Source organism: Orbaceae bacterium lpD04 (assembly GCA_036251935.1).
In the GTDB taxonomy this organism is placed as follows: domain Bacteria; phylum Pseudomonadota; class Gammaproteobacteria; order Enterobacterales; family Orbaceae; genus Orbus; species Orbus wheelerorum.
The window spans coordinates 2,017,878-2,039,551 of record CP133967.1; the positions used below are offsets into that span (position 1 = coordinate 2,017,878).

The window sequence follows — 21,674 nt, forward strand, 5'->3', positions numbered from 1 at the left end:
CAATTCCCCTATTTTTTAATATAGTTAAATGCGGCTAAGTTGCAAGCCCCTCAAAATTGAAAATCAAACTAATACGATAATTTATACTAGAATTAATTGACGGTTTTTGAAATTGAAAAATATCAAATATGTGATACAAATATGATTATTATGTTGTCATCAGTAATATGACTAGAAATAGCCGTTTGAGAACTCAATAATTAAGGACGAATATAAAATAAAAAAACCGCCAATTAAGCGCGGTTTTATGAGTGGTCAAAGAATCAAGCTAATTCAATAAGTAAATCATTAGTTTCAATAACACTTCCAGGCTTAATATGGACATATTTCACTACACCATCACATTCAGCGGTAATGGTTGTTTCCATCTTCATTGCTTCAATTGATAATAGCGCATCACCTTTAATCACTTTTTGTCCTGATTTTACAGATAAAAGTGCAATCATACCCGGCATCGGCGCTGCTACATGATGTGGATTACCTAATTCAGCTTTTGCTTTTAAAGATGATTTATGTTCTTTACCGGCTTCTACAATAGTTACCGTTCGTGGTTGCCCATTCATTTCAAAGAATATTTTAGCGCTGCCGCTATCATCACGCTCAGATCTGCCGCTTCGACTAATGACAATCACTTTTCCTCTTTCAATTTCAATATTGATCTCTTCTTGATTTTGTAAGCCATAGAAGAAGTTAGCTGTTGGGATCTTTGATACATCACTATATTTTTCAATATACGCTTTATAATCTAAAAAAACTTTTGGATACATTAAATAAGATGCAAGGGCTTTATCATCGACTTCATTCACCTCTTTATTTAGTAATTTAGCAACATCGAACCGCGTTTTTTCTAAATCAATAGGCGGTAAAAAATCACCAACTCGGCCATCGATCGGTTGCTTTCCTTTTAAGATACGACTTTGGATAGCTGCTGGAAATCCATCAGGTGGAAAACCGAGTTCTCCTCTCATCATCGATACAACTGAGGCAGGAAAATCAATTTCATAATCAGGATTTGCGACATCATCAATGGTCAAATTATTTACCACCATGTACACAGCTAAATCACCAACAACTTTAGAAGTTGGCGTAACCTTAACAATATCGCCAAATAATGTATTTACATCGCAATATGCCTTTGATACTTCAGGCCAGCGTTCGGCAAGTCCTAATGCCCTGGCTTGTTCGCGTAAATTAGTATATTGTCCACCAGGCATTTCATGATTATAAACGTCAGAAGTGCCAGCAATATTTACATCAAATGGTTTATATTGTGCACGAACACCTTCCCAATAATTAGAAATTTGTAATAAAGCGCCTCGATTTAAGCCCGGCTCGCGTGGTGTATGCTCTAAAGCTGCAACAATTGAACCAAGATTAGGCTGTGAAGTCATGCCACTTAAAGCATCCATAGCCGCGTCAACAGCGTCGCATCCGGCATCAAGCGCTGATAGTACCGATGCGCCAGCAATGCCGCTCGTGTCATGAGTATGAAAATGAATTGGCATACCAACTTCATCTTTCAATGCTTTAACTAATGCTTTAGCAGCTTGTGGCCGGCATACGCCAGACATATCTTTGATCGCAAGAATATGAACGCCCGTTTTTTGCAATTGTTTCGCTAATTTAACGTAATAATGAAGATTATATTTAGTGCGTTTGGTATCAAATAGATCACCGGTATAACAAATTGTTCCTTCACATAACTTACCTGAATCAAGTACAGCATCAATGGCAACTCGCATATTTTCAACCCAATTTAATGAATCAAATACACGAAAGAGATCAACGCCATTTTTAGCTGCTTGTTTTACAAAAAATGTCACCACATTATCAGCGTAATTGGTATAACCAACCGCATTTGAGGAACGTAATAACATTTGCAGTAAAATATTAGGCACAGCTTTACGTAATTGAATTAATCGTTCAAAAGGATCTTCCTTCAAAAAACGCATCGCAGTATCAAATGTTGCCCCGCCCCAGCACTCTATAGAGAAAAGCTGTGGTAACATGCGAGCATAATAAGGAGCGATGGCTAACATATCATAACTGCGCATACGCGTTGCAAATAATGATTGGTGGGCATCACGCATTGATGTATCGGTAATTAAGGCTTGTTGACTATTTTTCATCCAAGCAATAAAGCCATCAATACCTAATTTTTGTAAACGATCTTTTGAACCTTCCGCAATCGGGGTACTTAATTTAATATCGGGTAAAGTGGGAATACTCAACGGTAACTTGGGAATTTCGCGCCCTTTCATTTCCGAATTACCATTTACGGCAACTTCAGCGAAAAAGTCGAGCAATTTTGACGCCCGATCTTGTGGTTTATCAAACTTAAATAGCTCTGGCGTATTATCAATAAAACGAGTCGTATATTCACCTAGATTAAAACATGGGTGCAAGATGACATTTTGCAAAAATAATAAATTGCACGATAACCCTCTAATTCTAAATTCGCGAAGAGCTCTAGCCATTGTCGATGTTGCTTCTTCAACGCTTTTGCCTTTGGCCGTCACTTTAACTAATAGTGAATCATAATAAGGGGAAATGATCGCGCCAGTATAAGCGGTACCCGCATCAAGCCTAATACCATTACCCGATGCGCTACGATATACCGAAATTCGTCCATAATCTGGCGTAAAATGATTTTCGGGATTTTCAGTTGTGACTCGGCATTGCAGTGCGTGCCCTAATAAATGAATGTCATCTTGCTGTGGCACAAAGCTTTTTTTATCACCAATTTGATAGCCCTCAGTAATACGAATTTGCGCCTTTACAATATCAATACCGGTGACTTCTTCGGTAACGGTATGCTCCACTTGAATGCGAGGATTGACTTCAATAAAATAGAATTTACCCTCATCAACGTCGTACAAAAATTCTACTGTTCCTGCATGAGTATAATTAGCCATTTTAACTAAACGTAACGCAGCTTGGCTTAACTCTTCTCGTTGCTGAGCGTTAAAATATGGCGCTGGTGCACGTTCCACCACTTTTTGATTACGGCGCTGAACAGTACAATCGCGCTCAAATAGATGAACAAAATTACCATGTTTATCAGCAAGAATTTGCACCTCAACATGACGAGCTCGACGAATAAGTTTTTCTAAAAATACTTCATCATTACCAAATGCGGCTTTAGCTTCACGCCGAGCTTCGTTAATAGCAGGTTCAAGCTCTGTTTCATTTTCGACAATTCGCATGCCACGACCACCGCCACCCCAACTGGCTTTAAGCATGAATGGATAGCCGATTGCATTTGCCATGGTTTTGACTTGACCAATATTATAAGGTAAGGCTTGTGTCGCAGGAACAACAGGAACGTGCGCAACCTCGGCCATATGACGTGCGGCGATTTTGTTACCCAAATCACGCATAACATCACCATTAGGGCCAATAAAGGCAATTCCTGCTTTAGCACATGCATCAGCAAAATCAGGATTTTCAGATAAAAAGCCATAACCAGGATGAATGGCATCAACACTGGCTTCTTTAGCAATACGAATAATATCATCGATATCAAGATAAGCTTCAATTGGTTTTTTACCTTTACCGACAAGGTAGGATTCATCGGCTTTTAATCGGTGTAAGGCTAAGCGATCTTCTATCGAAAAAATCCCTACAGTACGAATACCTAATTCATAAGCGGCACGAAAAATACGGATAGCAATTTCACTACGGTTAGCAACTAAAATACTACGGATCTCTTTCATATAACCTCTTATCAATAATCTATTCATGTCATAATACGCAAGGTGCGTAAAATGCGAGTACGATGGATAATTTTGTCAGTATGATTTAACGAGTATACGTAATAGTTTTTTATTTAACAATTATTTAACATCGGTTATCAGCCAAAGTAATAAAGGATATAAAACAAATAAAAAACGGTTATTCTCAAAAAAGAGATTAACCTTTAATTAATTGAATAATAGAGTTATTTTAAATAAATCACATTAGTAAATAAAATGCTCATTAGTTAATATCGCTTCACCTTGCCAGCGGTAGGCAACGAGTTTGCCAGACTCGATTGCTGCCGAATAGTCTACACAGGCAATTTTACGAGTTTGAATTTTTGGCTTACCTGTTAACCAATAATGGCCAAAAAATACAGGTTTTTGTTCTTGATATGTCTCTAGATGAAGATTTACTTGCTGCTCAAGAGCAGGAATTTTTTCATCATCAGGGATTAAGCAGAGTTCATTAAAAGTATGTGCTTGTTTAAGCCACCATTTGATTCTTGATTTATGTCGCTGAGTTCCTTCCTTATCATGATAATAAATACCATCGGGCAATACAATTTCTTTGCCTTTTAATAAAGTTTCACAATAATTAAATAACGCTGAAGCAGGACTAAATGCTTGCTGAATATATTGCTCTTTTAAACAGTAATTATCATCAAGATAAGGTAAAACTTGCTGAATAATATCGCTATCCCAACATGCATGAATAATTCGAATTTTTTCTAAATCTAAAAATAATGGCAGAGATTTAAACCAATTAATCCAATATTGATGCTGCTGTGAGTTTTCACCAATTTGTGTTAAAAATACTTTATGCTGTTTATGATGAATATGATTGTGTTTTCTTAGAAATGTGCCCGCTTGGCATTCATTTTCAGTTTGCCAACCAATGGCATTAAATTCATGATTACCCATCACAATGTATGCATTTTGATTATCGACCATCTCTTTGACAATGGTAAGTGTTTCAAGTTGATACGGCCCACGATCAACTAAGTCACCGACAAAGATTGCTTTATATTTGTGATGTGCAAAACCTGATGAGGTCTTTTTATACCCTAATTTAACTAATAAACGTTTTAGTTTTGCCGCTTGACCATGTATATCACCAATAATATCAAACATATCACCTCTTTAGCTATTTCATAATTAGGTCGGTTAAACTTGTATATTTTCGTTATTTTTTTGTTGTAACATATGATTATAATAAAAAAATAAGTATAAATATTTTCGTATGACAAAGCTGCAATAGCAACTACTTTTTTATCATCCGAATTAATCTCTCAATAGTTTTGAAAATATCGCTATTTAGATATTTTCAATATATTTTTTTAATTATGCTATCAATATCACGGATTTTATTTAAATTATCATATATTGTTAATTGGTAACGTTAACATTTGTCTATTCAAGAAATGGATTATAATATGAAAATATCGCTACCGTTTAGTAACAAAAACTACCTGTTCTCTTCTTCATACCTTTTTTTCTTTTTTGCTGCGTGGTCATTATGGTGGTCGTTTTATGCCATCTGGTTAAAAAATAATATTGGTGTCACGGGCTCTGACCTTGGAACAATTTATTCGATTAACCAGTTTACCAGCATCACTTTTATGATTTTATACGGCGTTATTCAAGATAAACTTGGTATTCGTAAGCACCTAATGTGGATTATTAGTGTGATCTTAATTGCGACAGGTCCATTTTTAATTTATGTTTATGAACCCTTATTAGCCAGTAATTTTATGCTTGGCGTTATTTTAGGATCTATTTTATTTTCTCTTGGATACTTGTCTGCTTGTGGTTTAATAGATAGCTATGTTGAGAAAATCAGTCGAAAATTTGGCTTTGAATATGGTCAAGCTCGCGCATGGGGATGTATCGGTTATGCGGTTTCTGCGGCAATTGGTGGGCTCTTTTTTAGTATAAATCCGCATTTAAATTTCTGGGCGGTATCTGTTGTTGGTGTGCTATTTTTTATCACTAATGTTTGTTACCAGCCGACAAAATCACTTAAGCGTAAAGAGATCCAACAAAAAACAGATAATTATAACTCCATTACGTTAAATGATTTTACTATTATTTTTAAGAATACCAAATTTTGGGGATTAGTTGTTTTTACCTTAGGAACTTGGTCATTTTATAATATTTATGACCAACAATTATTCCCGGTGTTTTATGCTAATTTATTTAGTGATCCTAAAATTGGTGCGAGCGTTTATGGACAACTAAACTCAGTACAAGTTATTCTTGAAGGTATTGGAATGGCCTGTATACCTTTATTAATTAACCGAATTGGGCCTAAATCATCATTATTACTTGGTGGCGTTATCATGACTTGCCGTATTCTTGGTGCTGCAATTTTTGATGATATCTATATTATTTCATTCATAAAAATGCTACATGCAATTGAAGTGCCCCTCTTTGTTATTTCGATCTTTAAATATAATGCGGCTAATTTTGATAAACGTTTATCTTCAACACTATTTCTAGTCGGCTTCCAAATTGCAACATCCGTTGGCATTATTATCTTATCAATACCAATTGGCATGCTGTTTGACAAAGTGGGTTATCATACTATTTTCTTTATTATTTCATGCGTCGTTATTGTTTCACTTGTTATCGGATCATTTACGCTAAGTAATAAAAAAATCGAAAATCAATAACATCATCACTATTGATTCACTCCTTAAACACTGATTTGAACATGAAAATTTCATGTTCAAATCATAAGCCTTTAACCAATAATTAGCATTATTAGATATCGTTAGGAAAGTGTTATGCAAACAGAAAAAGAAAAGATGTTAAGTGCCCAGCTTTATAACCCATCAACACAAGAACTTGATGATGAACGCCGATTTGCTCAAGAAAACTGTTTTAAGTTCAATCAAATTCCACCTTTTCAAGCACAATTGCGCTTAGATATTTTAAAACAACTTTTAAATAAATTTGGTCAGCAATCAACTATTATGCCTGGTTTTTGGTGTGATTATGGTTATAACATTACAATTGGTGATCATTTTTTTGCTAATTTTAATTGCATTATGTTAGATGCTGCGCCGATTAAATTTGGTAATAATGTTTTTATTGGCCCTAATTGTAGTTTTTACACCTCAGGTCACCCATTAGATATAAATCAGCGTAATTGCGGTATTGAGTATGCCTACCCAATTACGGTTGGCGATAATGTTTGGTTTGGCGGTAATGTTGTTGTACTACCTGGCATCACAATTGGCAATAATTGTGTAATTGCAGCAGGCAGTATTGTAACGAAATCAATTGCTGACAATAGTATTGCGATGGGCAATCCATGTAGAGTCAAACAATCAAAATAAATTAAAAATAATCCGAAAAATAGGGCTGCTTTGGTGGGATCATACTCTCTAATATATCAACCATCTGTTTATCTGTTTTTAACCGCTCATATTCATAGAAAAATTGTGGACGCCGAAAATTCATCATCATTGATGATAAAGTTTGGATTGATAGTGTCACAGCTTTCCCTCTTGGCTGATCGTCGATACAAAGTAGCCCATTGCTATCGGTATAGAGACTAAAAATGCCGTTATTCCATTCAGCAACCGGATCAGTAACAATAAAATGAAACGGCTCTTTAGGTAAAATAGCAAACGGATAAGCCTTTAAAAACTCAGCTACATCAACAATTCTAGCCATATAATAAGCTTCAATTGTTTCATTAATATGGCTATCTGATAATTGAAATGCGATTGGGTCATGGCGATAAATACGCCCTTTTACTTTATCTATCATCGAGTAATGAGCATAAACAAAGTTCCATAGCCCCTTACGTGCTTCTTGGTTTAGATAGATCATATCTTTAATATAAAAGACATCTTTATCTATCCAATAAAACATGGCGCCCATTGGTTCACCGCTTTGATTATAATAAAGCGCCGCAGTACGATCTTGTTCATTCTCCCAGCGCCAATATTCATTCCATGATAGTTTATTACGAATGAGAGCACCATGATTTGAGGCTGAAAAACGATTATAAACATCGACTACAACCTCTTCATCAACATCAAGTCGCTCAACAAAACCAGGTTGTTTTTCATAATAAGGGATCTGCGAATCTTTAATATTAAACGTAATTCGCTCACTAAATATTTCCCAACCTTTTTTACGATAAAAAGGCACAGAATAAGGATAAAGGTATGAGATCCATTGCTGATTATCACGCATTTTAGTTAATGCGGTTTTAATCAAATCATTCATAAGACCCAAGTTAGCATATTCAGGATAAGTACCAACACCAGTTAATCCAGCCATTTCAAAAATAGTATTATGAATATTGACTTTGCAGGGATAAATACATAACTGTGAAACTAATTTATCTTTATTAAACCAACCAATTACGTCAGTATTTTGCAATACAGGTCTTTTTTCCCGTAGCAACTCATCATCTTTTTCATAACCTGATTTTTCTATATCTTTGCTTGTGACTTGAAAAACATAACGTAATAATTCATCAAATTGATCTAAATGCTCAAGAGTAACAGGTTTAATAACTAATTTATCGCGAATACTGCTATTTGACATACATCCTTCTTTATATTTTATCTCTCTATATCCCATACAAATATCAGAGCTAACAAATAAAGTCAAATAAGTTAAAGAATCAAATTACTTATCTCATTTTTATGTTAAAAAGTGTTAAAAATAAAATAATAATTCTAATTTTGAAGCTCTTAATAAAAATTGCTAGCAGTCGCTATTTTATAATTAGGTAAATATTTTCTTGGTAATATGATATTAAATTGATACAATATTTGTTTTTAGCGGTATAGACGTCTATATGGATAATCGACAAAATAATAATCATATCAATCAATTTGAGCGAACAATGAAAACGCGCCATTTAGTGATGCTATCGCTTGGCGGAGTCATTGGTACAGGGCTATTTTTCAATACTGGCTATATCATTGCAAATGCGGGCCCTGCTGGTGCAATCCTCGCCTACCTTATTGGCGCAATTGTTGTTTATCTTGTTATGTTATGCCTTGGCGAACTTGCTGTTGCTATGCCCGAAACTGGCGCATTTCATACCTATGCCGCTCGCTTTATTAATCCCGCTACCGGTTATACTGTTGCCTGGCTTTATTGGCTAACTTGGACCGTTGCATTAGGCTCAAGCTTAACAGCAGCAGGACTGTGTATGCAGCAATGGTTCCCACATATCGCTGTTTGGATATGGTGCTTAATTTTTTGCTGCATTATTTTTAGCTTAAATATTATTACGACGCGATTTTTTGCTGAAAGCGAATTTTGGTTTTCACTAATTAAAGTGCTAACAATTATTCTTTTTATTGTGGCGGGTACTGCCGCCATGTTTGGTTTTATCCCGATGAAAGATGGAACACCAGCACCCTTTTTATCAAATATCACGTCTTCTGGCTGGCTGCCTAATGGCGTAACACCAATTATTATGACAATGGTTGCCGTAAATTTTGCATTTTCTGGCACTGAGCTAATTGGTATTGCTGCAGGCGAAACTGTCAATCCTGAAAAGAGTATTCCCCTTGCAATTAAAACAACCATTGCTCGTTTAGTCATTTTTTTCGTTGGTACCGTTATTGTATTATCCGCGCTATTGCCTATGCAAGAAGCTGGTGTACTTGAAAGCCCTTTTGTACAAGTTTTCAAAAATATTGGCGTCCCTTATGCTGCCGATTTTTTTAATTTTATTATATTAACTGCGATCTTATCTGCTGCTAATTCAGGGCTTTATGCCTCAGGAAGAATGCTTTGGTCACTATCAAACCAAGGAACGCTACCACGCTGCTTTGCTAAGTTATCTAAACGAGGTGTGCCAGTTATTGCGCTAACAATTAGCATGTTTGGTGGAGTACTTGCTTTATTAACGAGTATCATTGCGCCAGATACAATTTTTGTAGCATTAACAGCAATATCAGGCTTTGCAGTGGTTGCTGTTTGGCTAAGTATCTGTGCATCACACTATTTTTTTAGGCGAGATTATCTTCGCTCAGGAAAGCCTTTGTCAGCATTAAAATACAAAGCACCACTCTACCCTTATGTGCCAATTTTAGGTTTTATTATGTGTTTAATTGCTTGTATTGGCCTAGCATTTGACCCTGAGCAACGTATTGCCCTTTATTGTGGGATCCCTTTTGTTATTGTATGCTTTATTGCTTATTATTTAACACAAATTTATAACAAAAAACGAGGTAAACATAATGGCCATCATTAACCCATTTGAAGCAATATTAAATGAAAAAGGGTACGTTATTATTGATGGTGCATTAGCTACCGAATTACAAAACCGCGGTTGTGATCTTAACGATCCCTTATGGTCAGCAAAGATTTTAATAGATCAGCCACAACTTATTACCGATGTACATTATGATTATTTTATTGCTGGCGCTGATTGCGCAATTACAGCAAGCTATCAAGCAACATCATTAGGCTTTGCCAAACGCGGCTTATCAAAAACACAATCACTTGCGCTAATAAAAAAAAGTGTCGATGTAGCAATACAAGCCAAAACAAAATATCAACAAATAACCGGAAATAATAGACCTTTAATTATTGCAGGTTCAGTTGGACCTTACGGCGCTTATCTCGCTGATGGTTCTGAATATACGGGTAACTATCATCTAACAGATAACCAAATGCTCGATTTCCATTATGATCGTATTTATGCATTAGTTGAATCAGGCGTCGATATTTTGGCATTCGAAACAATGCCCTCATTTGCTGAAATAAAAGTATTAGCAAATATCATCAAACAATTAAAAAATACCGCCTGTTGGTTTACTTTTACCTTAAGAGATAGCCAACATTTAAGTGATGGTACACAGCTCAAAGATGTCATTGAATTTTTAAACTCAATTGAACAAGTCACCATGGTTGGTATCAACTGTATTGCGATAGAAAAAGTAACAGATGCACTAATTACCTTAAATAAATTGACCAATAAACCATTGATTGTCTATCCTAATTCTGGTGAACAATATGATGTCAAAAGCAAAACTTGGATGGCATCTAATCATCAATATACATTAACTAATCAACTGGCTGACTGGCAAAAAAATGGCGCAAAATTAATTGGTGGCTGTTGTCGTACAACACCCCATGATATAAGCAATATCAGCACTAACCTCGCACAATTATGTTGCCACTAAATATCGTTATTACGCAATAAAAGGCATTACAATATGTAATGCCTTTATGGTTAATTAATAGACACAAAAAACCTAAATAATATTGATTATCATTATCAATGATGATAGCATTCTTATCCTTGCTATGCTGACTATAATGGATAAAATATGCATCTGCACTCAACTTTTCTTAAACTCATCTTTATTATACTCCCCCTTTGTTGCTCTTCTTTTTTCAGCTACGCAAAAAGTGATATCACTTTTGCTAACTTTCGTGATATTCGAGATTTAAACCCGCATTTGTATTCAGGTGAAATGTGGGCACAAAATATCTTATATGAGTCATTAGTTCATTATAATGATGATGGTAGTTTTACCCCTTGGCTGGCAGAAAGTTGGGCAATAACGAATAATGGAAAAACTTACACATTTAAATTACGAAAAGATGTCAGTTTTAGTGATGGCACTAAATTTGATGCCCATAGTGCCAAATTAAACTGGGACGCCATATTAGCTAATAAAGTCCGTCATACTTGGCTTGAAATGGTTAGACTTATTACCGCAATTAATGTTATAGATGACTATACCTTGCAAATTGAGTTAGCCGAACCTTACTACCCTTTTCTAATTGAAATTGCAGTCACAAGGCCTATGCGTTTTATTTCGCCCAATTCAATGATCGATGGTGGAACTAAAAGTGGCGTAAAATCTTACATCGGCACCGGCCCTTATATTTTAGCTGAACATAAAAAAGATCAGTATGCTATATTTACTGCTAATCCCAACTATTGGGGCACAAAACCTAAAATAGACAAAATTACCATGCAAGTTATTGCCGATAACCAAAGCCGTTTGATGGCTCTTGAAAAAGGTGAAATAGATTTAATTTACGGTAAAAATATGGTTGATGCAGATTCATTTGAGCGATTTTCAGCGCTGACTAAGTTTCAAGCATTAATGTCTAAGCCAGTATCAAGTCGAATTGTGCTAATGAACACCACAAAACCGGGACTTAATGACGTAAACGTGCGCCGAGCAATTGAACATATAATTAGTAAAGACGATATTTCACAAGGGATCTTTAATGGCAGTGAAGCCCCAGCTGATAGCTTAATGGCAAATAATATACCTTATGCCGATCTTAAACTAAAACCCTATCAATATGATCCTAAAATGGCGGTAACGCTACTTGAACAAGCAGGCTGGCTGATTGTAAAAGGTCAAGAGTATCGACAAAAAGATGGCAAACCCTTTGAAATAACACTTTATTATGATAGTAATACCGCATCGCAAAAAACAATTGCCCAATACATGCAAGATGAGTTCGCGCAAGTTGGTTTAAAACTGAATATCCACGGTGAAGAAGAACAAGGTTATCGTGATCGCCAAAAAGCTGGTAATTTTGATATGGTTTTTGATATTTCATGGGGAATGCCCTATGATCCACAGTCCTTTTTGTCGGGCATGAAATTACCTGTATATGGTGACTATATGGCACAGCAAGGGCTTAGTGAAAAAATTAAAATTGATACAAGTATAACTAAAGCACTAATTTCAACAGATGAAAATGAAAGACAAGCGCTTTATCGCTACGTGCTTGAAACATTACATAATCAAGCCGTTTATATCCCGCTAACTTACGAACGTAACCGCGCTATTGCCATAAAATCATTGCAAGGTATTGAATTTGCACCATCACAATTCGATATCCCATTTGATAAAATGTACTTTGAATAAATTAATGCACCATGCTTAATTATATTATAAAGCGCTTGATTATGATGATCCCAATTTTACTTGGGATCTCATTCATTGCTTTTATTCTTATTAACTTAGCGCCGTCAGATCCTGCTGAAGTTGCGTTACGAGTGAATGAGATTATGCCAACTCCTGACGCGATTATCAGCATGCGACAAGAGCTTGGCCTTGATCAGCCTTTTTTTTATCGCTATATTTGCTGGCTTTATAACGCGTTTCAGCTCGATTTTGGTAAATCATTTATTCACCGAGATCGCTTAGTCTGGGATGAAATTACCCGAAGTTTAGGGCCGACTTTAATCTTAGCATTATCATCTTTTATTTTTATACTACTAATCAGTTTAATCGTCGGCATTTTATGCGCTATTTTTGCTAATTCACTTTTTGATTACATGATACGCATTATTGTTTTTGTGGGGACGGCTATGCCTAGCTACTGGCTAGCTTTATTATTGATCTGGTTTTTTGCTGGCTATTTGGACTTACTACCAACAAATGGTTATGGTACATGGCAAAACTTAATACTTCCAACCCTAACGTTATCTTTTGTTTATATCGCAACCTACATACGCTTTATTCGTAACAACATGATAGAAAACATGCAAGATTACGCTATTTTTTATGCCCGCTGCCGCGGTTTAAAAGGTCACACGATAATTTTAAAACATGTTTTAGTTAATTCGCTTCATACGACCATCACCGCATTAGGCATGAGTATACCTCAGCTTATCGCTGGTTCATTTGTTGTCGAATATATCTTTTCATGGCCGGGACTTGGCAGGCTCTGTATTACCTCGATTATGAACCGCGATTACCCAATTATTCAAGCTTATATCTTAATTATGGCTTTACTCTTTGTTAGCTGTAATTTTATCGTCGATATTATTCATCAAATAATCGATCCTCGTATGCGAGAAAGGAGCGGCTCCTAATGGGTATAATTAGACAACTAATTAAAAACAAAATTGCCCTATTTTGTATAATCATCATTGTGTTGGTGATTGCTTTAGGAATATTGGCACCATACATTGCGCCATTTGATCCAAATAAAGTTCGTATTATTCGTAAATATGCGCCAGTCTCTGCTCAGCATCTTCTTGGCTGTGATCACCTAGGTCGAGATATTCTATCAAGATTATTGTATGGCATTCGAACGACATTATTTCTTGCCTTATTAACGATGGTAATTACCATCTTAATTGGTGCTATTATTGGATTAATTTCAGGTTATAAACGTGGCTGGATTGATGAGCTTATTATGCGCACTTGCGATATTATGCTGTCCTTCCCAAGCCAAGTGATGATTTTAGCAATTGTAGGGGTACTTGGGGTTGGTATTGAGAATGTCATTATTGCCAATATCGTTGTTAAATGGGCTTGGTATAGTCGTATGATCCGCAGCTCAGTAATTAAATATAGCCGTAAAAATTATATTCTTTTTTCACGAACGATTGGCGCGCCAAGCACATTTATTCTTCGTCGTCATTTACTACCAAATGTTATGTCTGAAATTGTCGTATTGGCAAGTCTTGACACCGGCTGGGTGATCTTAAATATTTCAGCGCTCTCTTTTATTGGCTTAGGTATACAGGCGCCGACGGCCGAATGGGGCGTGATGTTAAGTGAGGCAAGAAATGTAATGACTCAGCACCCAATGCAGATGGTATATCCAGGACTTGCTATCTTAATTGTTGTAGCAACATTTAATATGTTAGGCGATGCCTTACGCGATATTTTAGATCCCAAAGGTAACCAATATGAGTGATAAACTCAAACTACTTGAAGTAAAAAATCTTACCTTAACCCTAAGTAGCGGTAAGCAATTGCTAAAGGATATCTCATTTATCGTCAATCGAAACCAATGCTTAGGCATTGTCGGTGAAAGCGGTAGCGGAAAAAGCTTAACATGCAAAGCAATTATCGGCTTATTAGAGCCTTATTTTTCGGTCCAAGGACAAATTTTATTTACACCGACTTCATCAGCACAAGGCTCTGCTTCTAATTTTGATTTATTAAAACAAAGTCAAAAAACATTACAGAATATTCGCGGTAAGGCCATTGCGATCATTTTACAACATCCAATGAGTGCTTTTGATCCCCTATATAAAATAGGCTGCCAAGTGATAGAAACGCTACAAGCACATCTGTTTATAACCAAAAAAGAGGCGATGTTACAAACATTGGCGATGATGACAGAGTTGGGACTTGAAAAACCAAAACAGATTATTAATAAATATCCACACCAATTAAGTGGTGGCATGTTACAACGTGTCATGATTGGCATGGCATTAATACTTAAACCCGCACTTATTATTGCTGATGAGCCGACAACCGCTTTAGACTCGATCACTCAATTTCAAATAATAAAAGCCCTTGAAAAAATAAAACAACAGTCAAAAACCGCCATGATATTTATCTCCCATGATTTAGGCATTATTCATCAAATTGCAGATGATATTATAGTCATGAATCAAGGACAAATTGTCGAACAAGGCAACAAAAATCAAATTTTTCACCATGCAACTAACCAATATACCCGCTACTTGATTGATACTCGCAAGCAGCTATTAGCTAAATTTAATGCCACACTAAATAACAATAAACTTACCGTAAAGGAAAATAGTGATGCAACCACTATTGCACGTTGATCAGGTTAAAAAATCGTTTTTACAGCCAAATCAGAAGCTATTTGGCCGTAAACAAAATCATATTATTCGAGATGTTTCATTTTCGCTCTACCAAGGCGAATGCTTAGGTATTGTTGGTGAAAGTGGTAGTGGTAAAAGCACTTTAGGGAAATTAATTTTAGGACTTGAAAAACCAGATAGTGGCAAAGTACTATTCGACAATATAGATATCCATCAAAGACAAGGCCGCCATTTAACGGTTCGTAAAAATATAAGCGCTGTATTTCAAGATTATCATGCTTCAGTAAATCCTTATTTTACTGTCGAACAAATTATTGCTGAACCGATCGATATTTATGAAAAATTATCTTCTGCAATGAAAAAAGAACGAATTCACCAACTACTTGAGCAAGTAGGACTGAATAGTTCATTTTATCATCGCTATCCACATAAAATGAGTGGCGGTCAATTGCAAAGAGTATGCATTGCTAGAGCGATTGCTTGTGCTCCTAAATTTATCTTATTTGATGAGGCGGTAAGCTCGTTAGATATATCGGTACAAGCACAAATATTATCACTACTTGCACAGTTACAACAGCAGCTAAACCTGACCAGTATTTTTATTACTCACGATCTAACCACCGTGACTTATCTATGTGATCGTGTTATGTTTTTTTACCAAGGTAGGATTATTGAACACATAAATCCAATAAGCAATTTAAGTAATGTTAAACACGCTTATTCTAAACAACTTTTACAATCCGTTTTAGGTTTTTAAACTATGACAAAAAATCCAAAACCCATACCTAAGCAATATACCTTTAAAAATTACCTTGCTTTAGTATTACCCTTTATTATTTCAACCATTACCACGCCATTGCTTGGTATTGTTGATACAGCGCTTGTTGGTCACTTACCAAATCCGGCTTTTATTGCAGGAATTGCGGTGGGGGCGGTGATTTTTAATACCCTTTATTGGTTGTTTGGTTTCTTACGCGTTAGTACTACCGGCTTTGCCGCACAAGCATTAGATGACCCATTACAACTACGCGCATCGCTCATTCGCCCAATATTTATTGCTATCGCGCTGGGTGTGATATTTATTCTTTTACAAAAACCGATTTTTAATGGCGCAATGCTGCTCATTAAACCCAATGCACAAGTACAACATCATGCAGATAATTACTTTACGATTCTTATTTGGGGTGCACCTTTTGTATTGGTTAATTATGTTTTTGTTGGATGGTTAATGGGCATGACCAAGATTAAAGCTGTACTATTTTTACAAGTATTAATTAATTTTCTTAATATCATACTAGCGATAATTTTTGTATGGGGATGTCATTGGGATGTCAAGGGCGTGGCATTAGCGAGCCTAAGTGCCCAGATTATTTGTACCTTATTGGGCGTTTGGTTTATCTATATTTACCTACCTAAAACGCTCAATAAGCCAGACTTAAAGGCGATGTTATCTTGGCAATCATTAAAAAGTGTTATTTTGGTTAATACCAATTTAATGATAAGAACAATCTGCCTATTAATTGTCACTAATCACTTTATCTCGATTGGTTCAAGCTTTAATACCGAGACGTTAGCAGCAAATGCCGTATTATTTCAAATTCACTATTTAATGGCCTATTTATTTGATGGCTTTGCCAATGCATCAAGCGTATTTAGTGGTAAAGCCAAAGGGACTAAAGATATTCGACTTTATAATCTAACCCTGCGTTGGTCATTATGGGCGTGTATTATCTGCCCTGTTATTCTTATTACAATTTGGTTTGGCTTTGATACAGCAATTATAAAACTATTAACCAATCAACAAGTGATTATTGACCTTTGCATCAAATATCAATATTGGCTAATTATCTTCCCTGTTGTCGTTGCTGGTGGCTTAATTTATTATGGCGTCTTTTCCGGCATTAGCTATACATCATCCATTCGTGACTCCATGATTTTAGCATTGATTGTTTGGCTAATTGCCCAGTATTGGTTTGTGCCTATGTGGGGGAATAATGGCTTATGGTTATCTTATATTTTATTTAGCCTAGCTAGAACACTATTTTTGCTCATTTGGCTACCTAACTCAAAACGCTATATCTAGCGTATATATTAATAAAAAAGGCAACGCTTTATTAAAACGTTGCCTTTTTTAGTTAATCATTGAGTGGATAACGAATTGCTCGCTCCCCCTAACATAACTACTCTAGTTCTTTACCAGCGGTTTCTTTAAACATAAATACCCCAATAATACTAATTGCCATCGTTGCTATCACATAATATGCTGGCGCCTTTAAATCATGCATCCAATGAATAAGCCCTGTTACAATCATTTGGGCAAAGCCACCAAAAATCGCTACAGACAGACTATAAACTACCGATAATCCTGTTGCTCTAATCTTACTAGGAAAGATTTCAGCACACACTATTAGGCTTGGTACAGAATTTACCGCAATTAAAATCGCTAGCACAAAAACGCACGAATAAAGCGTTATTAGCGATGGGTATGAAGTTAACAACATAAATACCGGATAGATAGCTAAAATCGTTAAAATGCGTGACCATAAAATTAAAGGTTTACGACCGACTTTATCAGAAAGCATGCCTATAAATGGCACTAATACAATTTGAACTGATGCGGCAATACATGAAGCAACAATACTTGATCGCATTTCAAATTGCAATTCAGAAATAGCAAAGTTAGCAAGATAAAAGAGCGTAATATAAACTGGCACTGTAGAGCCTAAAGTTAGCAATATACCGGTAATTAATTGTTTCGGGTATTTTTTAAAAACTAACTTAAGTAATGTGCCAGTTGATTCATCTGTTTTCTTATGTTTAGTTTCAGGTAATGTTTTACGGATATAAAGCGCCATTGGTACAATTAACAGGCCTATTGCAAAAGCGAGTCGCCATCCCCAACTATGTAAAGATGCGATATCGTCTTTTAACCAAAAACCAATCGAAATCCCAACAAGTGAAGCCAATAAGGTATTTAAGCCTTGACCAAATAATTGCCAACTACTGTAAAAACCTCGGTTAGAATTATCTGCATACTCCATGAGCATCGTTGTTGATGCACCAAACTCACCACCTAAAGCAAAGCCTTGCATTAAGCGAGCTAGCATAATAATCACGGTTGCCCAAATACCAATTTGCTGATAAGTCGGTGTGACTACAAATAATAGCGTACCAATTGACATTAACCACAGTGTAAAGAGTAGTGCTGGACGGCGACCAAATTTATCAGCATATAAACCAATTAAAATTGCGCCTAAAGGCCGAGTAATAAAACCAACGCCTAATGTTGCAAATGATAGCATTAGTTTTTCAAAGTCACTCGTTCCAGGGAAAAAAAGTTGGCCAAGAAGGACCGCATAGGTTCCATAAATAGCAAAGTCATAAAATTCAATCGCATTACCCATGGTAATGCCCGCTATATTTCTTGCTTTTCTTAGTTTTCCATCATTTTTAGAAATATTAAATGCCATAATTATCCTTACTTTATTACTTTAAATAACTTTCAATCAATTTAACCCAATAAGATGCGACAACTGGTAAAATAGCATCATTAAAATCATACTTAGGATTATGTAATGAGCAGCCATTAGCGCCATCAGTTCCATTACCGACAAAAATATATGAACCTTTACATTGTTGCAACATAAATGAAAAATCTTCACTACCTGTCATTTTAGGAAAATTAGGAATAATTTGTTCTTCACCAAAGCATGAAATAGCCACATTTCTTGCAAATTCAGTTGCTTGCAAATCATTAATAACCATCGGATAAAGACGTTTATAGTCAATTTCGACTTCAGCTCCATAACTCGCGGCTTGCGCAGTAACGAGCGCTTTTACACGTTTTTCAATAAGATCTTGCATGTCGGGGTTAAGTGCTCGAATCGTTAATTTTAATATTGCTTCATCGGGGATCACATTATTCGCTTCACCCGCTTGGAAAGAACCAACAGTGATAATTGCTGTTTCTAATGGATTGGCATTTCGAGAAACGATAGTTTGTAAAGCCATTACAATTGATGATGCAACGACAACTGGATCAATAGAAAGATGCGGCATCGCGCCATGGCCACCACGTCCTTTGACCTTAATTATTACACTATCAGAAGATGCCATTGCTGGCCCGTCAAGAAAAGCCATTTTCCCCGCTTCAACTTTAGGCATATTATGAAAAGCAAAAATATAATCACACGGGAATTTATCAAATAGCCCATCTTCAACCATTGCAAGCCCACCACTAAGCCCTTCTTCTGCAGGTTGAAAAATTAAATTAAGTGTACCATTAAAATTACGATGCAAAGCAAAATAACGCGCAGTTGTTAGTAGTGTTGCAGTATGCCCATCATGACCACATGCATGCATTTTACCTTTTACTTGGCTTGCATGAGATAGCTCAGTTGCTTCATCAATGGGTAAAGCATCCATATCTGCGCGGATCCCAATTGCTGGGCCATTACCATTTTTAAGTTGAGCAACAACACCCGTGCCACCTATGCCCCTTGTTACTTGATAGCCCCACTCAGTTAAAAGATTTGCAACTAGCTCACTTGTTTTAAACTCTTCAAAACCGATTTCAGGATGCTGATGAAGCTTATGTCTAATTGCAATCATCTCATTTTGAATATTGCTAATTTCGGGCAAAATTTTGGTTGTCATAAATATTTTCCTCATACTTATTTTTATAGAAAATCACAGAAGATACTCACAAAAATAGACAATTTAACATCAATTGAAGACTATTATTGATTGAGAACTTTAACTGGTATATAGCAGACTAAAAGTGAATTTATGTGGGATAGCTCAAAACTGCTATCGCTTTTAAATTAATATAACAGAAAATAGGGGAAAAATAAAAATCCCGCCTCACAACTATTGCAAGATAGTTCAAGTATCACTCTATGATAATATAACATTAATCGTATAATCTGCTAATGCTTTAGTAAACAGATTTCTACAAATATAGTCAAAATTAAGGTCGTACCTATTAACTATTTATCTTCATATTAAGATGTAAATAACACAAGGAATGATTATGACAACACTAAAATATGTCTCGTTATCCGATGGAACGATAGTCCCTGCTTTAGGCCAAGGAACATGGTTTATGGGTGAATCACCCGCAAATACTCAGCAAGAAATAACCGCTTTAAAATTTGGGATCGAACAAGGGCTTACCTTAATTGATACAGCTGAAATGTATGGAGATGGCGGCGCTGAAATTATTGTTGGAAAAGCAATTAAAGGCGTTCGTGATAAACTATTCTTAGTGAGTAAAGTGTTACCTTATCACGCCTCTTATCACGGCACAATTGACGCTTGTAATAACAGTTTAAAACGTTTAAATACCGACTATCTTGATCTTTACTTATTGCACTGGCCGGGCTCAATTCCAGTATCGCAAACTATTGAGGCAATGGAAGCATTAATTAAACAAGGCAAAATTAAACGTTGGGGCGTTAGTAATTTTGATGTTATGGATTTACTTGAATTAGAACCCTTAATTGATGCTAATAAAATCGCGACTAATCAAGTGCTTTATAACTTAAGCCGGCGCGGTATTGAGTTTGATTTATTACCCTGGAGTAGGCAAAAAAAATTACCAACAATGGCTTATTCCCCCATTGAACAAGGGCGAATTTTAAAAAATGAATCGCTTATTAAACTAGCCAATGAGCATCAAGTTTCACCAGCCCAAATCGCTTTAGCTTGGCTTTTACGCTACGATGATATTATCGCAATTCCAAAAGCGTCATCAACGAAGCATATATTAGATAATATTAACGCTTTTAATCTTACACTTAGCAAACAAGATTTTATACAGTTAGATAGTATCTTTCCAGCGCCTACGATAAAAAAACCACTAGCAATGTTATAAGTTTTTCATTACATTATTCAGATTAAATAAGCTTGAAAAAGGAAGATACAATGAAAAAAGCGCTTGGCATAGTAAGTTTGGTATGGCTACTTGCCGCATGTTCATCAACGCCAACTGACCCAAACTGGCGGCCAGACATGACTAATGCTAATTTTGGTAAATATCCGACCAATTATCCTGAACTTATCAAAAAATGGGGCGATAATCATTTTGATGATGCAAAAGCAGTTAGCTACGTATCGATGAGCTCACCCCGTGAAGAATACCTCGTTGAAGATTCAGAAAAACAACAAGCTATTTTCGGTTATTCTGTCTGTGCAAATATTGGTGGTGTCAAATCAGAGGGTTATTACAAGCCATTTAAAAAATACTGGTTTTTTATCCGTAATGGCAAAGTGGTTGAACAACGTGATTTAGAATACGGTTACAATAAAGTTATTTACCGTGATCATAAGATCAATTGTGACGAGACAAATTAATGAGTTTATATGATGGGTAGGCGGTA

General features: G+C 35.9%; 17 protein-coding genes. 12 read left to right on the forward strand and 5 right to left on the reverse strand.

The annotated features are described in order from the left end of the window. Window positions 1-263 precede the first annotated feature (263 nt). A complete protein-coding gene (locus RHO14_09100; protein ID WVD70509.1) occupies window positions 264-3,716 on the reverse strand; it encodes a pyruvate carboxylase in 3,453 nt (1,150 codons plus the stop codon). Between the two features lie 243 nt (window positions 3,717-3,959). Continuing rightward, a complete protein-coding gene (locus RHO14_09105) occupies window positions 3,960-4,871 on the reverse strand; it encodes a metallophosphoesterase (GenBank protein WVD70510.1) in 912 nt (303 codons plus the stop codon). A 302-nt stretch (window positions 4,872-5,173) separates the two neighbouring features. Here RHO14_09105 and RHO14_09110 point away from each other — a divergent pair, with 302 nt between their 5' ends. Together RHO14_09110 and RHO14_09115 are read left to right on the forward strand one after the other, a co-directional pair. Then, a complete protein-coding gene (locus tag RHO14_09110) occupies window positions 5,174-6,412 on the forward strand; it encodes an oligosaccharide MFS transporter (protein WVD70511.1) in 1,239 nt (412 codons plus the stop codon). Between the two features lie 114 nt (window positions 6,413-6,526). Next, a complete protein-coding gene (locus RHO14_09115; GenBank protein ID WVD70512.1) occupies window positions 6,527-7,081 on the forward strand; it encodes a sugar O-acetyltransferase in 555 nt (184 codons plus the stop codon). Window position 7,082: 1 nt separating this feature from the next. Here the strand turns inward: RHO14_09115 and RHO14_09120 are convergent, their stop codons facing one another. Then, on the reverse strand, window positions 7,083-8,306 hold the full coding sequence (locus RHO14_09120) for a GNAT family N-acetyltransferase (GenBank protein ID WVD70513.1): 1,224 nt from the start codon (window positions 8,304-8,306) through the stop codon (window positions 7,083-7,085). 256 nt (window positions 8,307-8,562) lie between these two features. Here RHO14_09120 and mmuP point away from each other — a divergent pair, with 256 nt between their 5' ends. The 8 genes from mmuP to RHO14_09160 all read left to right on the forward strand — a co-directional run bounded on the left by mmuP (window position 8,563) and on the right by RHO14_09160 (window position 17,377). Further along, window positions 8,563-9,975 carry an S-methylmethionine permease gene (gene mmuP, locus RHO14_09125; GenBank protein ID WVD70514.1) on the forward strand — a complete coding sequence of 471 codons (1,413 nt, stop codon included), beginning with the start codon at window positions 8,563-8,565 and terminating at the stop codon, window positions 9,973-9,975. Further along, window positions 9,962-10,909, forward strand: a complete 948-nt coding sequence (gene mmuM, locus RHO14_09130) for a homocysteine S-methyltransferase (protein WVD70515.1) — start codon at window positions 9,962-9,964, stop codon at window positions 10,907-10,909. The genes mmuP and mmuM overlap by 14 nt, the downstream gene beginning before the upstream one ends. A gap of 147 nt (window positions 10,910-11,056) precedes the next feature. Then, entirely contained in the window at window positions 11,057-12,625 is a 1,569-nt protein-coding gene (gene nikA / locus RHO14_09135; protein ID WVD70516.1) for a nickel ABC transporter substrate-binding protein, read from the forward strand. 11 nt (window positions 12,626-12,636) lie between these two features. Beyond that, the gene (locus RHO14_09140; GenBank protein WVD70517.1) at window positions 12,637-13,578 is read left to right on the forward strand and encodes an ABC transporter permease subunit; all 942 of its coding nucleotides are present in this window, start codon (window positions 12,637-12,639) and stop codon (window positions 13,576-13,578) included. Beyond that, complete coding sequence (gene nikC / locus RHO14_09145) at window positions 13,578-14,411, forward strand: nickel ABC transporter permease subunit NikC (protein WVD70518.1); 834 nt, start codon at window positions 13,578-13,580, stop codon at window positions 14,409-14,411. The genes RHO14_09140 and nikC overlap by 1 nt, the downstream gene beginning before the upstream one ends. Next, entirely contained in the window at window positions 14,404-15,294 is an 891-nt protein-coding gene (locus RHO14_09150) for an ABC transporter ATP-binding protein (GenBank protein WVD70519.1), read from the forward strand. The genes nikC and RHO14_09150 overlap by 8 nt, the downstream gene beginning before the upstream one ends. Continuing rightward, the gene (locus RHO14_09155; protein ID WVD70520.1) at window positions 15,272-16,051 is read left to right on the forward strand and encodes an ATP-binding cassette domain-containing protein; all 780 of its coding nucleotides are present in this window, start codon (window positions 15,272-15,274) and stop codon (window positions 16,049-16,051) included. Before RHO14_09150 ends, RHO14_09155 begins: the two co-directional genes overlap by 23 nt. 3 nt (window positions 16,052-16,054) lie before the next feature. Continuing rightward, window positions 16,055-17,377, forward strand: a complete 1,323-nt coding sequence (locus RHO14_09160; GenBank protein ID WVD70521.1) for an MATE family efflux transporter — start codon at window positions 16,055-16,057, stop codon at window positions 17,375-17,377. Between the two features lie 97 nt (window positions 17,378-17,474). On the opposite strand, the gene RHO14_09165 is transcribed toward RHO14_09160, so the two are convergent. Then, entirely contained in the window at window positions 17,475-18,764 is a 1,290-nt protein-coding gene (locus RHO14_09165) for an MFS transporter (protein WVD70522.1), read from the reverse strand. Between the two features lie 16 nt (window positions 18,765-18,780). Next, complete coding sequence (locus RHO14_09170; protein WVD70523.1) at window positions 18,781-19,950, reverse strand: M20 aminoacylase family protein; 1,170 nt, start codon at window positions 19,948-19,950, stop codon at window positions 18,781-18,783. Between the two features lie 376 nt (window positions 19,951-20,326). Between RHO14_09170 and RHO14_09175 the strand changes: the two genes are divergently transcribed. Further along, complete coding sequence (locus tag RHO14_09175; GenBank protein WVD70524.1) at window positions 20,327-21,169, forward strand: aldo/keto reductase; 843 nt, start codon at window positions 20,327-20,329, stop codon at window positions 21,167-21,169. Window positions 21,170-21,219: 50 nt separating this feature from the next. Further along, window positions 21,220-21,648 (forward strand): hypothetical protein, encoded by a 429-nt coding sequence (locus RHO14_09180; GenBank protein WVD70525.1) that lies wholly within the window; start codon window positions 21,220-21,222, stop codon window positions 21,646-21,648. Window positions 21,649-21,674 lie beyond the last annotated feature (26 nt).